Annotated in this window: 13 protein-coding genes; 4 read left to right on the top strand and 9 right to left on the bottom strand. The window is 58.2% G+C overall.

What is annotated here, in order from left to right; genetic code table 11:
• A complete protein-coding gene (locus ACR0DS_RS04690) occupies nt 1-1,164 on the bottom strand; it encodes a pyridoxal phosphate-dependent aminotransferase (protein WP_480558128.1) in 1,164 nt (387 codons plus the stop codon).
• Here ACR0DS_RS04690 and ACR0DS_RS04685 point away from each other — a divergent pair.
• On the top strand, nt 1,163-2,545 hold the full coding sequence (locus ACR0DS_RS04685) for a M48 family metalloprotease (protein ID WP_480558130.1): 1,383 nt from the start codon (nt 1,163-1,165) through the stop codon (nt 2,543-2,545). The two genes, ACR0DS_RS04690 and ACR0DS_RS04685, sit on opposite strands and share 2 nt — an antisense overlap.
• The gene (locus tag ACR0DS_RS04680; RefSeq protein ID WP_480558133.1) at nt 2,542-3,300 is read left to right on the top strand and encodes a DsbA family protein; all 759 of its coding nucleotides are present in this window, start codon (nt 2,542-2,544) and stop codon (nt 3,298-3,300) included. The genes ACR0DS_RS04685 and ACR0DS_RS04680 overlap by 4 nt, the downstream gene beginning before the upstream one ends.
• Before the next feature lie 57 nt (nt 3,301-3,357).
• On the opposite strand, the gene ACR0DS_RS04675 is transcribed toward ACR0DS_RS04680, so the two are convergent.
• The 4 genes from ACR0DS_RS04675 to hemA all read right to left on the bottom strand — a co-directional run bounded on the left by ACR0DS_RS04675 (nt 3,358) and on the right by hemA (nt 8,094).
• Entirely contained in the window at nt 3,358-4,176 is an 819-nt protein-coding gene (locus ACR0DS_RS04675; RefSeq protein ID WP_480558135.1) for a DUF2189 domain-containing protein, read from the bottom strand.
• A gap of 166 nt (nt 4,177-4,342) precedes the next feature.
• The gene (ispG, locus tag ACR0DS_RS04670; RefSeq protein ID WP_480558137.1) at nt 4,343-5,464 is read right to left on the bottom strand and encodes a flavodoxin-dependent (E)-4-hydroxy-3-methylbut-2-enyl-diphosphate synthase; all 1,122 of its coding nucleotides are present in this window, start codon (nt 5,462-5,464) and stop codon (nt 4,343-4,345) included.
• A 71-nt stretch (nt 5,465-5,535) separates the two neighbouring features.
• On the bottom strand, nt 5,536-6,741 hold the full coding sequence (locus ACR0DS_RS04665; protein ID WP_480558139.1) for a helix-turn-helix domain-containing protein: 1,206 nt from the start codon (nt 6,739-6,741) through the stop codon (nt 5,536-5,538).
• A 129-nt stretch (nt 6,742-6,870) separates the two neighbouring features.
• Entirely contained in the window at nt 6,871-8,094 is a 1,224-nt protein-coding gene (gene hemA / locus ACR0DS_RS04660) for a 5-aminolevulinate synthase (RefSeq protein WP_267364005.1), read from the bottom strand.
• Between the two features lie 327 nt (nt 8,095-8,421).
• On the opposite strand from hemA, the gene ACR0DS_RS04655 reads away from it, so the two are divergent.
• Nucleotides 8,422-9,807, top strand: a complete 1,386-nt coding sequence (locus ACR0DS_RS04655) for a M20/M25/M40 family metallo-hydrolase (RefSeq protein WP_480558141.1) — start codon at nt 8,422-8,424, stop codon at nt 9,805-9,807.
• 156 nt (nt 9,808-9,963) lie between these two features.
• On the opposite strand, the gene lpdA is transcribed toward ACR0DS_RS04655, so the two are convergent.
• Nucleotides 9,964-11,358: a dihydrolipoyl dehydrogenase gene (gene lpdA / locus ACR0DS_RS04650; protein ID WP_480558143.1), complete on the bottom strand. Its 1,395-nt coding sequence runs from the start codon at nt 11,356-11,358 to the stop codon at nt 9,964-9,966.
• Between the two features lie 215 nt (nt 11,359-11,573).
• Between lpdA and ACR0DS_RS04645 the strand changes: the two genes are divergently transcribed.
• Complete coding sequence (locus tag ACR0DS_RS04645; RefSeq protein WP_480558145.1) at nt 11,574-12,008, top strand: hypothetical protein; 435 nt, start codon at nt 11,574-11,576, stop codon at nt 12,006-12,008.
• Between the two features lie 38 nt (nt 12,009-12,046).
• On the opposite strand, the gene ACR0DS_RS04640 is transcribed toward ACR0DS_RS04645, so the two are convergent.
• From ACR0DS_RS04640 to queA, 3 genes are all read right to left on the bottom strand, one after another.
• Complete coding sequence (locus ACR0DS_RS04640; protein ID WP_209504864.1) at nt 12,047-12,622, bottom strand: DUF924 family protein; 576 nt, start codon at nt 12,620-12,622, stop codon at nt 12,047-12,049.
• Between the two features lie 109 nt (nt 12,623-12,731).
• The gene (locus tag ACR0DS_RS04635; RefSeq protein WP_480485322.1) at nt 12,732-14,009 is read right to left on the bottom strand and encodes an MFS transporter; all 1,278 of its coding nucleotides are present in this window, start codon (nt 14,007-14,009) and stop codon (nt 12,732-12,734) included.
• A gap of 108 nt (nt 14,010-14,117) precedes the next feature.
• Complete coding sequence (gene queA, locus ACR0DS_RS04630; protein ID WP_480480446.1) at nt 14,118-15,167, bottom strand: tRNA preQ1(34) S-adenosylmethionine ribosyltransferase-isomerase QueA; 1,050 nt, start codon at nt 15,165-15,167, stop codon at nt 14,118-14,120.
• Nucleotides 15,168-15,174: the final 7 nt, after the last annotated feature.

Below are 15,174 nucleotides of genomic sequence, written 5' to 3'. Positions count from 1 at the left end.
TCAGGCCCGTTCCGTGACAGCACCGCGCCGGATCATAAACAGGCGCAAACGCTCAAGCCCTTCCTGAATGTCATCCGTCGCGCGCGCATAGGAAAAACGCAATGTGGTATGGCCGCGCTGCGGGTCAAAATCCAGCCCGGGTGTCACAGCCACACCGGCCTGTTCCAGAATCTCGGCCGCAAATGCGCGGCTGTCATCGGTCAGATCAGACACATCGGCATAGACATAAAACGCCCCGTCGGGCGGCGCGATGTTCGAAAACCCGGCCTTGGGCAGCCCGTCCAGCATCAGCGCGCGATTGCGGCGGTACACGTCCAGATTGGCTTGCAATTCGTTGTCGCAATCCATCGCAGCCAGCGCCGCGACCTGACTGGCGTGGGGGGCGCAGATGAACATGTTCTGAGCGATCCGTTCGACCACGCGCACCTGATCCTCGGGCACCACCATCCAGCCTACGCGCCATCCGGTCATCGAAAAGTACTTCGAGAACGAGTTGATCACATAGCATTCATCTGTCAGTTCCAGCGCCGTCACGGCCTTGGCTTCGTATTCCAGCCCGTGGTAAATCTCGTCACTGATGAACGACGCGCCCTGCCCATGAGCCGCCTCGATCAGGGCACCCATGGCGGCGCGATCCAACATCGTACCGGTCGGGTTTGCGGGTGAAGCCACCATCAGCCCTTTCAGGTCCATCCCCTGAATATCCGCTGCGACAGGCTGCAACCTGTTTTCCGGCGCGGTCGGCAGGTCGACCGGGACCAGACCCAGCGCCTTCAGGATCTGGCGATAGGACGGATAGCCGGGCGCCCCGATACCGACACGGTCGCCACTGTCGAACAAAGCGGTAAAGGTCAGCAGGAATCCGCCGGACGAGCCAGGTGTGATCACCACCCGCTCGGGGTTCAGGTCGACATTGTACCAATCGCCGTAAAGCCGGGCGATCCGCTGCCTCAGGGCGGGCAGACCCAGGGCAACCGTATAGCCCAGCGGGCCTTGCTCCATCGCCGCGGCCAAAGCTTCGGTCGCACCCTTTGGCGCGCCGGTTCCGGGCTGGCCGACTTCCATGTGGATCACGTGGCAACCTGCCTCTTCGGCCTTGCGTGCCGCCTCCATCACATCCATCACGATGAAGGGATCGACCCCGGACCGGGTTGAGTTTCTCATGCCCATCTCCCATGTTGCAGTCATGGCTTTTGAGCGCGTATCCCGGTTGGCGTCAATCCCGGCCTTGATGGTTGCCGTTGTCGTCTGGCTGGCGGCAGCGGTGCAATCGCACGCGCAAAGCCTGATCCGCGACCCTGATATCGAACATGGCCTGCGTGAACTGGCCTTTCCGGTGTTGCGGGCTGCGGGGCTGAACACGAACCGGGTTCAGATTCTGGTCGTCAACGACAACACGTTCAACGCATTCGTCATCGACTACGACGCGATCTATGTGAATTACGGGCTGATTCTGACCGTCGAAAGCCCCGAGATGTTGCAGGCTGTCATCGCGCACGAGGCCGCCCATATCTCGAATGGTCATCTGGCACGGCGGGCTGAGAACCTGAAAGCTGCGCAGCGCAATGCCAGTCTCGGCACGGCTTTGGCCCTGCTGGCAGCTGCGGCGGGTGGGGGCGAGGCCGCCATCGGAATTGCCGCTGGCACCCAAGGCGCGGCAATTCGCGGTTTTCTGGGTCACACCCGCGCAGAAGAGGCATCCGCCGACCGCAGTGCGGCAAGTTACCTGCGATGGGCCGAAATCTCGCCCAGCGGGATGGTGGAACTGCACCGGAAGTTCGCCGGTCAGGAACTGCTGAGTGTCGCCAATCAGGACCCCTATATGCGATCACACCCGACAAGCCGTGACCGCCTGCGTGCCGCCGAGGCGTTCCTGGATGAGTTTGGCGACCGAGCCGTTCCAAACCCCAATGCGGACTACTGGTTTGCGCGGGTCAAAGGCAAGCTTTCGGCCTTTCTGCGGTCGCCCAGTTGGACCTTGCGGCGCGCTGGCGAAGAATCCTACCGAGACATCCGCCTGATGCGAGAGGCTTCGGCCTATCATCAGAACCGCGATCTGTCCCGCGCCCGTGCCGCAATTGACGCAGCACTTGCCGAACGTCCTGATGACCCGTTCTATTACGATCTGAAGGGGCAAATACTGTTGGAAAACAGACGTGTAAGCGAGGCTGTTAAAGCTTATGCTAGCGCTGTTGAAATGGCCCCGAACAATGCGTTGATCCTTGCGAGCTACGGGCGTGCCCTGCTGGCGCAGGGGGAAACGAAACAGGCATTGAACGCACTGGAACAGGCGCGCGCGCGCGATTTTCGTAACGCGCGCCTGATGCAGGATCTGGGTGTGGCTTATGCGCAGGTCGGAAATAACGGCATGGCTTCGACCGTGACGGCAGAACGCTATGCGCTGCAAGGTCGGATGGAGGATGCCGGAATTCACGCGAAACGGGCTGTAGGACAGTTGCCCGAAGGCTCTCCGGGTTGGCAAAGGGCACAAGACGTGCTGATTGCCTCAGAACGACTCAAGAAAGATAAAAGGAAACGGAAATGATCCTCAGACATGCTGCACCTGCCCTTCTGGGGCTTTCCATGGCGGCGACCTCGGCACAGGCGCTGGACCTGAACGCGATGAATGATGCCGAAAAGGCAGAGTTTGGTGCTCAGGTACGCGAATACCTGCTGGAGAACCCCGAAGTCATTATCGAGGCAATCAATATCCTCGAACAGCGAAACGCAGTGGCCGAAGCGGCCGCCGACAAAGAACTGGTCGCCGCCAATGCGGCCGAACTGTTCGACGATGGCTATAGCTGGGTCGGCGGCAACCCGGATGGCGATATCACGCTGGTCGAATTCATGGACTACCGCTGCGGCTATTGCCGCCGTGCGGTGCCCGAAGTGGCAAACCTGCTGGCCAGCGACGGCAATATCCGGTTTGTGATCAAAGAGCTGCCAATTCTGGGCGACGCATCTGTTTTGTCCTCGCGCTTTGCCGTGGCCACCAAACACGTCGCTGGTGGTGACGCCTATAAACAGGTTCACGATGCCCTGATGGCCTTCAACGGCGAACCGTCCGAAGTTACCCTGCGCCGCATCTCTGACGGGCTGGGCCTGGACAGCGACGCGATCATCGCCGCGATGGACAGCGACAGCGTCACGGATGAGATCAGCCGCACCCGTGCCCTGGCGCAACGGATGCAGATTTCGGGCACGCCCTCATTCGTGCTGGGAACCGAGTTGCTGCGCGGCTATCTGCCCGCCGATCAGATGCAGCAGATTGCAGATGGCGTTCGCGCGGAACAGGGTTGATAGGTATTGGGGGCGGCACAGCTGCCCCCAGACAAAAAGACTAACTGATCGCTGACCTCAGCCGTCTGCCGGTTCCACGGCCCGTTGATAGAGATGCCACGTTGTATGGCCAAGGATCGGTAAGGTGAAGATCAAGCCCATAAACGCCGGAACCATCGACAACAACATTGTGACCGAGATGATCGCTGCCCAGCCGAGCATGACCACAGGGCTTTCCGAGACGACGCGTAAGGACGTCAACATGGCTGAAACGAAATTGGTTTCCCGGTCCAGAAGCATGGGCATGGCGACGACAGTTACCGAAAACAGGACAGCCGACAGAAACGCTCCGACACAGGTGCCGATTGCAAGGAATGTCCACCCCTGCGGAGTGAACAAGATGATGTTCAAGAATCCATCGAAATCCGAAAAGGATGAATTCTGCAGGATGATCGCAAGCCAAAGGCGAATCTGGTAAACCCAAACCCAGAAAATGAACAGTGTGACAAAGGCCATCCAGCCCATTTCGCGCTTGCGTTGATCGGCCATGACAGTGAGGATTTCATACCAGCCAAATTCCTCTCCCTTCTGTAACCGCCGGGACATCTCATAAAGTCCCGCAGCGGCGAAAGGCGCGACCAGAGGAAACCCGACAATCGCTGGAATGATCATCCAGATCTTGCCAAGCCAGACCAAGCTCCAGACCATCAGGATTCCAAAAACCGCATAGAAAAGCCCGAAGAAACCGCTCATGAAGGGGCGCGCCAGAAAGTCGGAAAACCCAGCTTTCAGCGACGCCTTTATATCATCCGAAGTAACCCGAATGACATTGGGCATGGCCTGTTGGTCTGGCGTCAGGTTCTCAGGTGGCGTAGGGCCTGCGGTCTTGGATGTCATGACACACTCCTCCCAAAGCATGGGTCCGCGCGGGTCTGTTTACCGACAGAACCGGCGGCGAAACAGGCATCGTTCAGTCACGAAACAAGTTTGCAACAGCTCAGGCATCAGGGCAAGGGATGAGTAAGGTCGCTATGCCTGCCTTACCGACACAGCCAACCCCACACTACTCTGCGGCTTCCGCAGCCGCATCCAGTTCCGCGGCTTTCTGTTCGACCTGTTCCACGATGTGGTCGATCATCTGATCGTTGGACATCTTGTGGCTGGCCTTGCCTGCCAGATAGACCATCCCGGACCCTGCCCCGCCACCGGTAAACCCGACATCGGTCATCAACGCCTCGCCCGGTCCGTTGACCACACAGCCGATGATCGACAGGCTCATCGGTGTCTTGATGTGTTCCAGACGGCGTTCCAGCGCCTCGACGGTCTTGATGACGTCAAACCCCTGCCGTGCGCAGGACGGGCATGAGATGATGTTGACGCCCCGGTGGCGCAGACCAAGGGACTTGAGGATTTCAAAGCCGACCTTCACCTCTTCCACCGGATCGGCAGACAGGCTGACGCGGATCGTGTCGCCGATCCCCATCCACAGCAGGTTGCCCAACCCGATGGCAGATTTGATGGTGCCGGACACCAGTCCGCCCGCCTCGGTGATACCCAGATGGATGGGCGCATCAGTGGCTTCGGCTATGCCCTGATATGCGGCGGCGGACAGGAATACGTCGCTGGCCTTCACACTGATTTTGAACTCGTGAAAATCATTGTCCTGAAGGATGCGGATATGTTCCAACCCGCTTTCGACCATCGCTTCGGGGCACGGCTCGCCATATTTCTCAAGCAGGTGCTTTTCCAGACTGCCCGCATTCACGCCGATCCGGATCGAGCAATTGTGGTCGCGCGCGGCCTGAATGACTTCTTTCACCCGGCGTTCATCGCCGATGTTGCCGGGATTGATGCGCAGACAGGCAGCGCCTGCCTCGGCCGCCTCGATACCACGGCGATAGTGAAAATGGATGTCCGCAACGATGGGCACCGGGCTTTCGCGCACGATCTCTTTCAATGCCTTAGCCGACGCCTCATCGGGGACTGAAACGCGCACGATATCCGCGCCAGCCTCGGCTGCGGCCTGAACCTGCGCCACTGTTGCCGCCACATCGGTGGTCAGGGTGTTGGTCATGGTCTGAACGGCGATCGGGGCATCGCCCCCGACAGGGACGTTGCCGACCATGATTTGACGGGATTTACGACGATAAATGTCGCGCCAGGGGCGCACGTGATTAAGGGACATAAGGACGGATCCGCGTCTGCCTGAGTTGCGACAGTAGATAGTCCGGCAAAGGGGTTACCGCAATGGCAAGATCACTCGGCGGGCGCTTCTGTCGCCGCGGTTTGCAGTTCAGCCACCAGCTGCTTGAGCGCGCTGTTCTGATCCGCTTCAAGATCAGCAACGGCATAAACTTCCGAAACTGCGACTTTCGAAAGGATCACCCCTTTGGCAACCGTGCCGGGTGCCCCTGCCGGGCCATAGTGCTCGCCGTTCATCGAGAAATAAACCGATCCCGACGCCCCTGCCCGCAACAGCGGCGGTTCTTCTGTCAGCGGAACCTCAAAGACACTGCCTTGCTCGACCGTCCCAAGCGTCCCTTCGAAAATGACACTGCCATCTGCCGCCGTTACCCGCATCCAAGAAGGATCGACAGCAACGATTTTCAGCGTGGTATCAACCTGTTCCACGACCTGAGGCAAAGCTGGTCGTTCAACCGTGTGCACTTCGGCAACTTCGAACTGCGGCAGGCTTGGCGGGCGGAAGGTTCCGACATCACGCGGATCAAGGGTCGAAATCGGCGCATCGCGGGCAACCAGAACCGGAACATCCAACGCCTGCGGACGATAGAGACGGTCCAGTGCCTCGGTATTCGCCGCAGCAACCACATCATCGACAACGCCGCCGCGCACGGCATCCAGCGGATCAAGGTCGGACAGCACCACAGGCGCTTGTTCAACCGGGCTGACCTGCACCTGCTGGATCTTGTTCAGAACGGCCCACCCGCCATAGCCGATGCCGCCAATTACCGCCAACAGCACCAGCGACGAGCCGATGGCGCGCGGTTCAATCTGACTGACCAGAGATTCCTTGCCCGGAATGTACGGCGTATTGGGCGAGATGAAGGGATCGCGCCCCATTGGCCCACGCGCCGGAAGCGCGCCGGTCGGCTTTCGCACCACCGAAGCCTCGGCCGACATGCCATGCGCGACCGAAAAACCGCTTTCCGCGCAGAAAGTCGAGAATGTTTCATCCGGGTTCATTCCCAGATAACGCGCATAAGAACGCACATACCCGGCGATAAAGCCGGGCGTGTCAAAGGCGTCGGGATCCGCGTTTTCGATGGCAGCAATGTAGTTGGCTTTGATCCTCAACTCGCGCTGAACATCCAACAGGGATTTGCCCATGGTTGCGCGTTCGCCGCGCATCTTGTCACCAAGGCGTACCTCGTAATCATCAAACCCTTTGGGTCTGACATCTACGTCCTCATCAGATTCGCGCTGTGATCTGCGCCCAATCATTCCTGCTGCCCCATTCTGCCTGTCGCGTGTTTCGCGTTAGCGGCGAATCATCCCCAAAACGATTCGTCTGCCAATTTTGTTAGCGTAAGCTTAACACGCGGCAAATACGTTGCACACTTTGGCGTGAGGTTAACCGGCAAGTTCGGCGCGATTTAGCGCACAATGTGACCAAAGTTCGTCCATCGCCTGTACCAGACGGTTCATTTCGTCAGGTCCATGCACCGGAGAAGGGGTAAAGCGCAGACGCTCGGTTCCGCGCGGAACGGTCGGGAAATTGATCGGTTGCACATAAATGCCGTAATCATCCAACAGCATATCGCTGAGCTTCTTGGTATGGACCGGGTTTCCGACGATCACGGGCACGATATGGCTTCCGTGGTCGATCAGCGGCAGTCCCATCCCCTTCAATCGCAGCTTGAGGATTTTGGCCTGCGTCTGATGCTGCTCGCGCAGTTCAGGTGCAGTTTTCAGGTAGGCAACAGATGCGGCAGCCCCGGCCGCAACCGCAGGTGGCAGGGAAGTGGTAAAGATAAAGCCCGGTGCGTATGACCGCACGGCGTCGCACATCTTGGCGCTGGCCGCGATATAGCCGCCCATCACGCCATAGGCTTTTGCCAGCGTGCCGTTGATGATGTCGATCCGGTGGGCAAGGTTATCGCGCTCGGTCACACCGCCCCCGCGGGGGCCATACATGCCTACCGCATGAACTTCGTCGATATAGGTCAGTGCGCCGAATTCATCTGCCAGATCACAGATTTCTTCGATTGGACCAAAATCGCCGTCCATTGAATAAACCGACTCGAATACGATCAGTTTGGGCGCGGCAGGGTCATCCGCCTCAAGCAGTTCGCGCAGATGCGCCACGTCATTGTGCCGGAAGATGCGCTTAGCTCCGCCATTCCGGCGTACGCCTTCGATCATCGAGGCATGGTTCAGCGCGTCAGAATAGATGATCAGGCCAGGGAACAGTTTGGGCAGCGTGCTGAGCGTTGCGTCATTGGCGATATAGGCGCTGGTAAAAAGCAGCGCGGCTTCCTTGCCGTGCAGATCGGCTAGTTCAGCCTCAAGCCTTTTGTGATAAACTGTGGTGCCCGAGATATTGCGTGTACCGCCCGAACCTGCACCGGCTGCATCAACAGCTTCGTGCATTGCATTCAGAACGACCGGGTTTTGCCCCATGCCCAGATAATCGTTGCCGCACCATACGGTGATATTCTGCTGTGACCCGTCCGGACGCGTGCGCACCGCATGGGGGAAATGTCCATTGCGACGTTCGATATCGATAAAGGTCCGGTAACGACCTTCATCATGCAGCCTGGCAATCGCTGAATCGAGCTGAGCAGTATAGTCCAAAGGACCCTCCTTGAACGCCCGTATCCGGTTTCCCATTGGGCGATATTTTCGCCACCTCCCACAGCTTACCCTGTTTTGGTGGCTTTGTGTTCCCTTATTCAGCTGGTTACAGCCGAAAAGGTGAACCCAACTTTGATTTGCATCAAATATAAGTTTGCACCCCATCCGACAAGTAAAGTTACGGCCATCGAACGCGTGGAAACGACGCAGGTCTCGCCTCCCTACCCAAAGCTTACGCTGCCGGGCCGCAATTCGTGTCAACAACTCTGGACGGCGCTGACAACGCTGCTAGGGTTCGCGGGAACAAAAAACAGGCAGGAGCCCCCCATGTCGCTAGACGCCGTGTTGAACCGGATTGACGAAGATCTGCAAACCTCGATCGACCGCCTGATGGAACTGCTGCGCATCCCGTCGATCTCGACCGACCCCGCATACAAGGCCGAGGTCAGCCGCGCCGCAGACTGGCTGGTTGCCGATCTGAACAGTATCGGAATTGCGGCTGAGAAACGGGAAACACCGGGCCACCCAATGGTTGTCGGTCACGTGGGTGAGGAGGCGACTGCGCCGCATTTCCTGTTTTACGGCCACTACGATGTGCAGCCGGTCGATCCGCTGAATCTGTGGAACCGGGATCCGTTCGATCCCGCCATTGAGGACACCGAAACCGGTCCGGTCATCCGCGGACGCGGAGCATCAGACGACAAGGGTCAGTTGATGACTTTTGTCGAAGCCTGCCGCGCCTGGAAGGCCGTGCACGGATCCTTGCCGTGCCGCATAACTTTCTTTTTCGAGGGCGAAGAAGAATCGGGCTCACCCTCACTGGTTCCTTTCCTCAAGGAAAATGCCGCCGAACTCAAAGCGGATCTGGCGCTGGTCTGCGATACATCCATGGTGTCACGCGGCGTTCCGTCGATTGCGGCGCAGTTGAGGGGCATGCTGAAGGACGAATTTACCATCGTGGGACCGCGCATCGACCTGCATTCCGGCCACTATGGCGGCCCGGGCCTGAACCCGCTGCGCGAACTGTCGAAAATCGTGACCTCTTTTTATGACGACAAAACCGGGCGGGTCGCGGTCGACGGGTTTTACGAAGGTGTGCATGAAGTACCCGAAGACCAGTTGCGCCAATGGCAGAATTGCGGCTTCGACGAAGCGGATTATCTGAATTCGGTCGGCTACACCCAACCGCATGGCGAAAAGGGGTACTCCACCTTGGAGCAACAATGGGCACGACCGACGCTCGAAGTGAACGGTCTGTGGGGCGGTTATAACGGTGCGGGCTCCAAAACCGTTATTCCGTCCAAGGCCCATTGCAAAATTACCTGCCGCCTTGTTGGTGACATGGACCCGGACGCACTGCGCGCCAAAATCCGCAAACATGTCGAGGATCGGCTCTCCCCTGACGCCAAAGTGGTCTGGGACAACGACATGGAAGGCTCTCCCGCTTCGGTCATGAATATCACCCGCTCCGAATTCGAAGCCGCGCGCGGTGCGCTGTCGGATGAATGGGACCGCGAGGCAGTGTTCACCGGCATGGGGGGATCAATCCCTGTTGTCGGCTATTTCAACACCGTTCTGGGGCTCGACTCGATGCTGGTTGGATATGCAAACGAAGATGATGCCATCCATTCGCCGAACGAGAAATATGACGTGAAAAGTTTCCACAAGGGCATCCGGTCATGGGCGCGCATTCTGGATGCTTTGAACACATAGGTTTTTTGCGAGGCTCTGCCTCGCGCTCCGGGATATTTGCAGCCAGATGAATAAAGGATCCCTGCTTCACCTGGCCCAAAATATCCCGGGGGAGGCGCGCGGCACGCGCGGCGGGGGCAGAGCCCCCCCCACCCGGTCGGGGCAAATACGCCGATCTTACATATGGATCACGCGGCCATAGGCATCCAGCACGCTTTCGTGCATCATCTCTGACAGTGTCGGGTGCGGGAAGACGGTGTTCATCAGGTCTTCTTCCGTTGTCTCCAACTGGCGACCGACCACGTAACCCTGAATCAGTTCGGTAACTTCGGCACCGATCATGTGGGCACCCAGCAACTCGCCTGTTTTCGCATCAAACACGGTTTTGATCAGCCCGTCCGGTTCACCCAAGGCGATGGCCTTGCCATTGCCGATAAAGGGGAAGCGACCGACTTTGATGTCGTAACCCAGTTCTTTGGCTTTTGCTTCGGTATATCCAACCGAGGCAACCTGAGGCTGGCAATAGGTGCACCCTGCGATGCTTTCGGGTTTGACCGGATGCGCATGTTGACCCGCGATGAGGTCCGCGACCATGACACCCTCGTGGCTTGCTTTGTGCGCAAGCCAGGGCGCGCCCGCGATGTCACCGATCGCATAAAGTCCCTCAACCCCGGTGCGGCAATACGCGTCCGTGACCACATGTGTCCGGTCGATCTTGACGCCCAGAGCTTCCAGACCGAGGTTTTCGACATTGCCAATGATCCCGACGGCCGAGATCACTGTGTCGAACTCGTGTTTTTCAACCTTGCCTTTAACCTCGATATGCGCGGTCACTTTCCCCTTGCCACGATCCAACTGCTTGACCATGGCCTTTTCCATGATGGTCATGCCCTGTTTGGTGAACGCCTTCTTGGCCAATGCGCTGATCTCGGCATCTTCTACCGGCAACACCCGGTCCATCACCTCAACGACCGTGGTGTCTGCGCCCAGTGTATTGTAGAAACTGGCAAACTCGATGCCGATTGCACCAGACCCGATGACGAGCAGTTTTTTCGGCATCCGCGGCGGTTGCAGCGCGTGCTTGTAGGTCCAGACCAGATCGCCGTCAGCTTCAAGGCCCGGCAGTTCCCGTGCCCGTGCCCCGGTTGCGAGAATGATGTTCTTGGCGGTCAGTTCCTCGGTGCCTTTGTCGGTCTTGACGCTGACCCTGCCCTTTGCGGGGATCGTGGCCTGACCCATCACAACGGCAACCTTGTTCTTCTTCAGCAGATGGCCGATGCCACCTGACAGCTGCGCAGCTACGCCACGGGATCGTTTGACCACCGCATCCAGATCATATCCGATCTTTTCGGCTTTCAGACCGAAATCCTTGGCGCGCTCCATCAGATGGAACACTTCGGACGACCGCAACAGCGCCTTGGTGGGAATACAGCCCCAGTTCAGGCAGATCCCCCCCAAATGCTCGCGCTCGACAATCGCAGTTTTCAAACCCAGCTGGGCTGCGCGGATTGCGGCGACATAGCCGCCGGGGCCAGCCCCGATTACGATCAGATCATAGGATTGTGCAGCCATGTGTTCCTCTCGGCGCAGGAGTTGAAAATTTAGTTTACCATTAAACTATTATTCGGAACGCATCAATATGCCCGTCCCGCGACAAATAGGACGCAGGGTAAGCGATGCCTGAACTTGCGGATTTCAGCCTATACCCCGGGCCATGCAATGGCTAGAAAAGAAACGCCGACACCGGTCGGACCTATTCTTCTCTCAACCCATTCAAGGGGCTGACCATGGCCAAAACTCTGAAAGATCTGCTGCTTGCCCTGCTCAACGCCACATTGATACTTGTTGCGCTGTGCCTGTTTCTGGGCTGGAAACTGGCGTCGAAAGCCGAAAGCATCACTGCTGAAGTCTCGCATACGGTTCAGGCCGTGGCCCCCCTCCGGGATGAGGCGAAGGGCATTCGGGACGAGCTTGCGGCGCTGCGGACTGATTTGGCGGCGATTTCACATCAAGACACGTTGGCAGACAGCCAAGCCGCGCAAAACCTCCAGGCAACGCTGGGCCGCCTGAATGCAGCAGAACAGAAGCTGCAAACGGTTCAGGAGCGGATTTCGGAACTTGCTGACACGCCAGAAGTGCTGATTGCGCAGGCGATCCAAACCGGTGCCGATATCGCAGCGGAACGCGTTCTGGCATTAAGTGGATGCACGCCTAAGTCATAAAGCGCAGCCGCGGCCAAAGCGCGGTTGCGGTTTAGCGCTTAGCCCGTTGCCTGTAGTTCGCGCACGGTTGTCCCGTACCCGCCCATGTCGACATAAGCAGTTTCGTGCGGGGTCGAGCTGCGGGACAACGCTGCGTTCCGATACGGGAAACGACCAAACTTGCGGATCACCTCGCGATGCGCTCTGGCGTGCAGCAGGTTGCTTGCGTCGCTGCTCATGTTTTGGCAGATCAGACGCACACAGCGTTCCTGATCACACAGGTTTTCCGAGTGCATCATGGGCAGGTAAAAGAACTGTCTGGCCGGTTCGTCGATCTTCTTGTCCCAGCCTTTGTCGACTGCGCATTTTGCTGCCGCCAATGCCGCACGATCGGTCGAGAAGGCACGCGCCTCCCCCCGGAACATGTTGCGCGGGAACTGATCTGTCAGGATGATATAGGCAAGCGCCCCACTGGGATAAGTCAGCCAGAGCGAGAACCGACCCGCTGCCGCTGCTTCCCAAGTTGACTGAAACCGCGCCCGAATGTCTGCATCCAGCGCCTCATCCTCAAGATACCAACCCTTAGGGCCAACTTCATCTAACCAAAAACTCAATACTTCTTCAGGCGTTACCATTGCCTTAAACTCCGTCAATTGCCCGCGCCCCAGACGTAACGTCATTTAAGTCCCTTTTACAGAACTGTTACAGTAACATATTGCAACACAAACGACATAATTTCGTGTCTCAAGCGGTTTCGCGCGCGCCCTCTTCGAACTCGGCTTCTGCCGCCTCTATCGCAACTTCCTGTGCAACCTCGAATGCAACGGGCGACGCGGTGGGATAAAGCGTCGACATGGTGCCGGTTTCATCAACAGGAACTGCTGCACGCTGGGTCATCCGGTAGACCGAATAGGCGGCCAATGCGACAAGCAACACGGCGATGATCAGGAAAAAGCCCGGAGGGCCAAACACTGCATCCCCCATCAGCCAACCTGTGATAACAGGTCCGGTAATTGCACCAAGGCCGTTGATAAAGATCAGGCCGCCGGATGCCGCGGCCATGTCTTCGTATTCCAGAAAATCGTTGGTGTGCGCAATCAGCAATGAATACAAAGGGTTGGTCATTCCGCCGATCACAAAAGCAGACGCCAGAAGGATTTCGAAGGAAAAGCCATAAAGCATACCACTGACGGCGCCAACTGCACCGGTTGCCGCGACCAACAGGATCAGGAAACGCCTGTCCATCCGGTCGGAAAACCAGCCCAGCGGGTATTGCAGGACAATTGCCCCAACATAGAACGCCGCCACAAATGCCGAGATTTCAACCAAGGACAATCCGGCCTGAGCCCCATAAACCGCCGACATCCCGAACTGCGCCGAGAACACGCCCCCCAGCAGGAACATGCCGACACACCCCAGCGGAGAGCTTTTCATCAACTCCCGCAGCGTCATCGGCTTGGTAGTATCGAACGCCGGAGTTGGTGAGATCGACAGCAAAATCGGTGCGAAAGAAACCGAAACAAGGATCGAGGCAATCACGAATGTTTCGTACCCGGCAGGGTCGCCCAACAGGAAAAGGCCCTGCGCGCCGATGATACCCAACATCTGAACGATCATGTAAAGCGACAGGGCCTGCCCGCGATTTTCGTTATTGGCTGCGTTGTTGAGCCAGCTTTCCGCAGTGACGTAAACGCCCGAGAAACAGAACCCGATCACCACGCGCCCCAGAACCCAGGCAATCGGGTCTGCCAGCATCGGATACATGATCATCACGGCCGAAATGAAAGACGCCAGTGCCGCAAAGACCCGCACATGGCCAACACGCCGGATCATCTCGGGCGCAAGCCGTGAACCGCCCAGAAAACCAACGAAATAAGCTGACATTACAAAAGACATCTCAAGGGTCGAAAATCCCTCAAGCTGCCCACGAACACCCAAGATCGTGCCCTGAAGGCCGTTTCCGACCATCAGCAACCCCATGCCGAGCAACAATGCCCATGCGCTGGACAGAACCTGAATCATTTGGGCCTCCGATAGGTGCCAACCTTGTTTGAGTTTTGTTCTGCGATCAAAGACCGCTTCCATCGCGCTTGTCTACGACATTCCCTGTCGGTGATGCCGTATGCGCGCCTATCCGGGGATCAAAAGCGACGCATCGCCATAAGAAAAGAACCGGTATTTCTGTGCGATGGCATGGGTGTAAACCTCGCGCATCCGGTCCTGACCCATTAACGCTGAAACCAGCATCAGCAGCGTGGATTTTGGCAGATGAAAGTTTGTCATCAGCGCATCGGTCACATGAAACCGGAAACCGGGATAGATGAAGATATCGGTGTCACCTTCCCACGGTTCGATCGCGCCCGAACGCGCAGCACTTTCGATCAGGCGCAGGGCAGTGGTGCCCACCGGGATGACACGCCCGCCCGCAGCTTTTGTGGCCTGTATCTCGGCAACAGCCTCGGCGCTGACCTGCCCCCATTCGGCATGCATCTTGTGGGTTGTCACATCCTCGACCTTGACCGGCAGGAAGGTTCCGGCGCCAACATGCAGGGTCACATGTGTGACGGCGACACCCCGTTCCGACAAAGCCTGCATCAGGGCATCGTCAAAATGCAACGAGGCGGTCGGCGCTGCCACCGCACCGGACCTGCGGGCCCAGATGGTCTGATAATCCATCTTGTCCTGCTCGTCCGCCGGACGTTTGGCGGCGATATAGGGCGGCAACGGCATTACACCGGCCTGATCCAGCGCCTTGTCGAAATCCTGACCGCTGAGATTGAAGCGCAAAAAGGCCTGCCCGTCTTCCACCCGATCCAGCGTCGCGCTCAGATCGGCGGAAAATACAATCTCTTCCCCCGGCTTCACTTTCTTCAGCGGCTTGATGAGCGCAGACCAAGTGCCATCGGCCTGTGGGTCCAGCAGAGTGGCCTCGATCCCGGCGGAAACCGGGCCTTGCGCGCTGTCCCTGTGGCGCCGCCCGTTCAGGCGCGCCGGGATAACGCGTGTGTCGTTCAACACCAGCCGGTCACCCGGACGCAGGAAATCGGGTAGATCGAACACGTGGCTGTCCACTGTACCACCCCCCTGCGCCACAAGCAGGCGCGCAGAGGATCGCGGGCAGGCAGGCCGCGTTGCAATCAGGTCGTCGGGCAGGTCAAAATCAAAATCGCTGAGCTTCATGACCGCG

The organism is Ruegeria sp. AF5 (assembly GCF_056541905.1).
This window is presented reverse-complemented; position numbering and strand designations above follow the sequence as displayed.

Coding starts and splice junctions, on each gene's coding strand:
- ACR0DS_RS04685 (WP_480558130.1), top strand. CDS start 1,163: ATGCCCATCTCCCATGTTGCAGTCATGGCTTTTGAGCGCGTATCCCGG.
- ACR0DS_RS04690 (WP_480558128.1), bottom strand. CDS start 1,164: ATGAGAAACTCAACCCGGTCCGGGGTCGATCCCTTCATCGTGATGGAT.
- ACR0DS_RS04680 (WP_480558133.1), top strand. CDS start 2,542: ATGATCCTCAGACATGCTGCACCTGCCCTTCTGGGGCTTTCCATGGCG.
- ACR0DS_RS04675 (WP_480558135.1), bottom strand. CDS start 4,176: ATGACATCCAAGACCGCAGGCCCTACGCCACCTGAGAACCTGACGCCA.
- ispG (WP_480558137.1), bottom strand. CDS start 5,464: ATGTCCCTTAATCACGTGCGCCCCTGGCGCGACATTTATCGTCGTAAA.
- ACR0DS_RS04665 (WP_480558139.1), bottom strand. CDS start 6,741: ATGATTGGGCGCAGATCACAGCGCGAATCTGATGAGGACGTAGATGTC.
- ACR0DS_RS04655 (WP_480558141.1), top strand. CDS start 8,422: ATGTCGCTAGACGCCGTGTTGAACCGGATTGACGAAGATCTGCAAACC.
- lpdA (WP_480558143.1), bottom strand. CDS start 11,358: ATGGCTGCACAATCCTATGATCTGATCGTAATCGGGGCTGGCCCCGGC.
- ACR0DS_RS04645 (WP_480558145.1), top strand. CDS start 11,574: ATGGCCAAAACTCTGAAAGATCTGCTGCTTGCCCTGCTCAACGCCACA.
- ACR0DS_RS04640 (WP_209504864.1), bottom strand. CDS start 12,622: ATGGTAACGCCTGAAGAAGTATTGAGTTTTTGGTTAGATGAAGTTGGC.
- ACR0DS_RS04635 (WP_480485322.1), bottom strand. CDS start 14,009: ATGATTCAGGTTCTGTCCAGCGCATGGGCATTGTTGCTCGGCATGGGG.
- queA (WP_480480446.1), bottom strand. CDS start 15,167: ATGAAGCTCAGCGATTTTGATTTTGACCTGCCCGACGACCTGATTGCA.